Here is a 5,593-nt window from a genome sequence, read left to right as displayed (position 1 = left end):
TTTTTTGATTGGTTGATTTACTGGTCATTCACCTCCGTGGGTGGCTGGTTTTTTGGCTGGTTTCGAATTTTGTGCAGCATGGATCCTTCTTTTTCCGGGGGGTTTGTGTTGTGTCTGTATTTTTTTACGGAGAGTTTGATCCTGGCTCAGGATGAACGCTGGCGGCGTGCTTAACACATGCAAGTCGAACGATGATCTCCAGCTTGCTGGGGGGATTAGTGGCGAACGGGTGAGTAACACGTGAGTAACCTGCCCTTGACTCTGGGATAAGCCTGGGAAACTGGGTCTAATACTGGATACGACCTTCCATCGCATGGTGGTTGGTGGAAAGCTTTTGTGGTTTTGGATGGACTCGCGGCCTATCAGCTTGTTGGTGGGGTAATGGCCTACCAAGGCGACGACGGGTAGCCGGCCTGAGAGGGTGGACGGCCACACTGGGACTGAGACACGGCCCAGACTCCTACGGGAGGCAGCAGTGGGGAATATTGCACAATGGGCGCAAGCCTGATGCAGCGACGCCGCGTGAGGGATGAAGGCCTTCGGGTTGTAAACCTCTTTCAGTAGGGAAGAAGCGAAAGTGACGGTACCTGCAGAAGAAGCGCCGGCTAACTACGTGCCAGCAGCCGCGGTAATACGTAGGGCGCAAGCGTTATCCGGAATTATTGGGCGTAAAGAGCTCGTAGGCGGTTTGTCGCGTCTGCCGTGAAAGTCCGGGGCTTAACCCCGGATCTGCGGTGGGTACGGGCAGACTTGAGTGATGTAGGGGAGACTGGAATTCCTGGTGTAGCGGTGAAATGCGCAGATATCAGGAGGAACACCGATGGCGAAGGCAGGTCTCTGGGCATTAACTGACGCTGAGGAGCGAAAGCATGGGGAGCGAACAGGATTAGATACCCTGGTAGTCCATGCCGTAAACGTTGGGCACTAGGTGTGGGGGACATTCCACGTTTTCCGCGCCGTAGCTAACGCATTAAGTGCCCCGCCTGGGGAGTACGGCCGCAAGGCTAAAACTCAAAGGAATTGACGGGGGCCCGCACAAGCGGCGGAGCATGCGGATTAATTCGATGCAACGCGAAGAACCTTACCAAGGCTTGACATGAACCGGAACGGCGCAGAGATGTGTCGGCCACTTGTGGCCGGTTTACAGGTGGTGCATGGTTGTCGTCAGCTCGTGTCGTGAGATGTTGGGTTAAGTCCCGCAACGAGCGCAACCCTCGTTCCATGTTGCCAGCGGGTTATGCCGGGGACTCATGGGAGACTGCCGGGGTCAACTCGGAGGAAGGTGGGGACGACGTCAAATCATCATGCCCCTTATGTCTTGGGCTTCACGCATGCTACAATGGCCGGTACAAAGGGTTGCGATGCTGTGAGGTGGAGCTAATCCCAAAAAGCCGGTCTCAGTTCGGATTGAGGTCTGCAACTCGACCTCATGAAGTCGGAGTCGCTAGTAATCGCAGATCAGCAACGCTGCGGTGAATACGTTCCCGGGCCTTGTACACACCGCCCGTCAAGTCACGAAAGTTGGTAACACCCGAAGCCGGTGGCCTAACCCCTTGTGGGAGGGAGCCGTCGAAGGTGGGACCGGCGATTGGGACTAAGTCGTAACAAGGTAGCCGTACCGGAAGGTGCGGCTGGATCACCTCCTTTCTAAGGAGCGCCTACAATGTCCTGCGGTCCACGTTGTGTGGGGTGTGGGGGTTGTCAGGAGTAGGCCCATTGCGCAGGCGTTTGTTCTGCGGTGGGTGCTCATGGGTGGAATATCAACGGATTTGGTGGCTGCTGGTGCTGGCCGTGTTTGAGTACGGATCTGCGTTCCTTTCTTTCCTTTGTGGGGGGTTGGGGTGTGGGTTGTGGAAAGGGTGTGGTTGGTGGTGGTGGTTATCTTTTGGCACACTGTTGGGTCCTGAGGCAACAGGAGCTTGATCCCTTTGTGGGGTTGGGTTTGTGGTGTTTCTGGTTTTCCTGGGCATGACCTTTCTGCTGTTCCCTGTGTGGGGTGGTGGGGGTGTGTTACTGGGGTTGTTGTTTGAGAACTGCATAGTGGACGCGAGCATCTTAAATTTTGTGTATCGCGCATGACCGTTGCCGGCTTTTGGGTTGGTCGCTGGTTCCTGTGTTCCCTTTTGGGGGGTGTGGGGGTTGGTGTTGGTTGTGTGTGTGATCGTCAAGTTTTTAAGGGCACACGGTGGATGCCTTGGCATCAGGAGCCGAAGAAGGACGTGGGAATCTGCGATAAGCCTGGGGGAGTTGATAACCGAACTTTGATCCCAGGATGTCCGAATGGGGAAACCCCGCCCAGCGCGCGAGTGACTGGGTGACCCGTACCTGAACACATAGGGTGCGTGGAGGGAACGTGGGGAAGTGAAACATCTCAGTACCCACAGGAAGAGAAAACAATAGTGATTCCGTTAGTAGTGGCGAGCGAACGCGGATGAGGCTAAACCAGTGGTGTGTGATAGCCGGCGGGCGTTGCATCACTGGGGTTGCGGGACTTTCCGTATCAGCTCTGCCGGGCTGGTGAAGTGAGTGCAGGCGTATAGGTGAACGGGTTTGAAGGCCCGACCGGAGTGGGTGAGAGTCCCGTAGCTGTAATGCGTGCTGCCGCTTGGAGAGTATCCCAAGTAGTACGGGGCCCGAGAAATCCCGTGCGAATCTGCCAGGACCACCTGGTAAGCCTAAATACTCCCTGATGACCGATAGCGGACCAGTACCGTGAGGGAAAGGTGAAAAGTACCCCGGGAGGGGAGTGAAATAGTACCTGAAACCGTGTGCCTACAATCCGTCAGAGCGGGCTTGTTCCCGTGATGGCGTGCCTTTTGAAGAATGAGCCTGCGAGTTAGTGTTACGTCGCGAGGTTAACCCGTGTGGGGTAGCCGTAGCGAAAGCGAGTCTGAATAGGGCGAGTGAGTGGCGTGATCTAGACCCGAAGCGAAGTGATCTACCCATGGCCAGGTTGAAGCGACGGTAAGACGTCGTGGAGGACCGAACCCACTTCAGTTGAAAATGGAGGGGATGAGCTGTGGGTAGGGGTGAAAGGCCAATCAAACTTCGTGATAGCTGGTTCTCCCCGAAATGCATTTAGGTGCAGCGTTGCGTGTTTCTTGCCGGAGGTAGAGCTACTGGATGGCCGATGGGCCCTACAAGGTTACTGACGTCAGCCAAACTCCGAATGCCGGTAAGTGAGAGCGCAGCAGTGAGACTGTGGGGGATAAGCTTCATAGTCGAGAGGGAAACAGCCCAGACCACCAACTAAGGCCCCTAAGCGTGTGCTAAGTGGGAAAGGATGTGGAGTTGCTCAGACAACCAGGAGGTTGGCTTAGAAGCAGCCATCCTTGAAAGAGTGCGTAATAGCTCACTGGTCAAGTGATTCCGCGCCGACAATGTAGCGGGGCTCAAGTACACCGCCGAAGTTGTGGATTTCAGATAGTGCCAAGCCTTCGTGGTTCAGGCGTCTGGAGTGGTAGGGGAGCGTCGTGTGGGCAGTGAAGTCGCGGTGTAAACCAGCGGTGGAGCCTACACGAGTGAGAATGCAGGCATGAGTAGCGAAAGACGGGTGAGAAACCCGTCCGCCGAATGATCAAGGGTTCCAGGGTCAAGCTAATCTGCCCTGGGTAAGTCGGGACCTAAGGCGAGGCCGACAGGCGTAGTCGATGGACAACGGGTTGATATTCCCGTACCGGTGAAGAACCGCCCATACTGAACAAGGGATACTAACCACCCAAACCATCTTCCAGTGCCCTTCGGGGTCCGTGTTGATGGGGCGCGTGGGACCTGATCTTGGGAGGTAAGCGTATTAACAGGTGTGACGCAGGAAGGTAGTCGGGCCGGGCGATGGTTGTCCCGGTCTAAGGATGTAGGAGGGACCATAGGCAAATCCGTGGTCCTGGTTTTGATACCGTCTCTGAGACCCGATGGGCCCCACCCTTGGTGGGGATCCGATGATCCTATGCTGCCTAGAAAAGCATCGGCGTGAGGTTCCAACCGCCCGTACCCCAAACCGACACAGGTGATCAGGTAGAGAATACTAAGGCGATCGAGAGAATTATGGTTAAGGAACTCGGCAAAATGCCCCCGTAACTTCGGGAGAAGGGGGGCCCCAACCGTGATGGTGACTTGCTCACCGGAGGCGGATCGGGGCCGCAGAGACCAGGGGGAAGCGACTGTTTACTAAAAACACAGGTCCGTGCGAAGTCGCAAGACGATGTATACGGACTGACTCCTGCCCGGTGCTGGAAGGTTAAGAGGACCGGTTAGCCCCTTGTGGGCGAAGCTGGGAATTTAAGCCCCAGTAAACGGCGGTGGTAACTATAACCATCCTAAGGTAGCGAAATTCCTTGTCGGGTAAGTTCCGACCTGCACGAATGGAGTAACGACTTCCCCGCTGTCTCAACCATAAACTCGGCGAAATTGCACTACGAGTAAAGATGCTCGTTACGCGCAGCAGGACGGAAAGACCCCGAGACCTTCACTATAGTTTGGTATTGGTGTTCGGTGTGGCTTGTGTAGGATAGGTGGGAGACTGTGAAGCTTGGACGCCAGTTCAGGTGGAGTCATCGTTGAAATACCACTCTGGTCACTCTGGATATCTAACTTCGGCCCGTAATCCGGGTCAGGGACAGTGCCTGATGGGTAGTTTAACTGGGGCGGTTGCCTCCCAAAAAGTAACGGAGGCGCCCAAAGGTTCCCTCAGCCTGGTTGGCAATCAGGTGGCGAGTGTAAGTGCACAAGGGAGCTTGACTGTGAGAGAGACATCTCAAGCAGGGACGAAAGTCGGGACTAGTGATCCGGCGGCACATTGTGGAATGGCCGTCGCTCAACGGATAAAAGGTACCTCGGGGATAACAGGCTGATCTTGCCCAAGAGTCCATATCGACGGCATGGTTTGGCACCTCGATGTCGGCTCGTCGCATCCTGGGGCTGGAGTAGGTCCCAAGGGTTGGGCTGTTCGCCCATTAAAGCGGTACGCGAGCTGGGTTTAGAACGTCGTGAGACAGTTCGGTCCCTATCCGCTGCGCGCGTAGGAAATTTGAGAAGGGCTGTCCTTAGTACGAGAGGACCGGGACGGACGAACCTCTGGTGTGTCAGTTGTACTGCCAAGTGCACCGCTGATTAGCTACGTTCGGATGGGATAACCGCTGAAAGCATCTAAGCGGGAAGCCTGCTTCAAGATGAGATTTCCATACACCATTTGGTGTGAGAGGCCCCCAGCCAGACCACTGGGTTGATAGGCCGGATGTGGAAGCGAGGACTAACGACTCGTGAAGCTGACCGGTACTAATACGCCGATAACTTGACACCACACAAAACACACAATGCTACGCGTCCACTATGCGGTTCCCAACCAACAACCCCGCAACCCCCCCAACAACAGGGCGGCGGGTGCGCTCCTGGGAACACCAACAACTACATACACAAGTTGTAACAACAGACTTCCCACCCCACACAACAGGGGGTGCGGACAACGAGTTACGGCGGTCATAGCGTGGGGGAAACGCCCGGTCCCATTCCGAACCCGGAAGCTAAGACCCACAGCGCCGATGGTACTGCACCCGAGAGAGTGTGGGAGAGTAGGACACCGCCGGACAACACTTAG

At 55.7% G+C, this 5,593-nt stretch carries 3 rRNA genes; all 3 read left to right on the top strand.

The window, feature by feature from the left end:
* The first annotated feature begins 123 nt into the window (after window positions 1-123).
* The 3 genes from AC5RU3_RS15615 (at window position 124) to rrf (ending at window position 5,584) form a co-directional block, all read left to right on the top strand.
* Window positions 124-1,647, top strand: a 16S ribosomal RNA gene (locus AC5RU3_RS15615).
* A 515-nt stretch (window positions 1,648-2,162) separates the two neighbouring features.
* Window positions 2,163-5,298 (top strand): 23S ribosomal RNA (locus tag AC5RU3_RS15610).
* A gap of 169 nt (window positions 5,299-5,467) precedes the next feature.
* A 5S ribosomal RNA gene (rrf, locus tag AC5RU3_RS15605) occupies window positions 5,468-5,584 on the top strand.
* Together the 16S, 23S and 5S rRNA genes form the textbook arrangement of a ribosomal RNA operon.
* The last annotated feature ends 9 nt before the right edge of the window (window positions 5,585-5,593 follow it).

The organism is Arthrobacter sp. MDB1-55, from assembly GCF_059092925.1.
The sequence above is the reverse complement of the archived record's forward strand: the minus strand, read 5'-3'. Positions and strand labels throughout refer to the sequence as shown.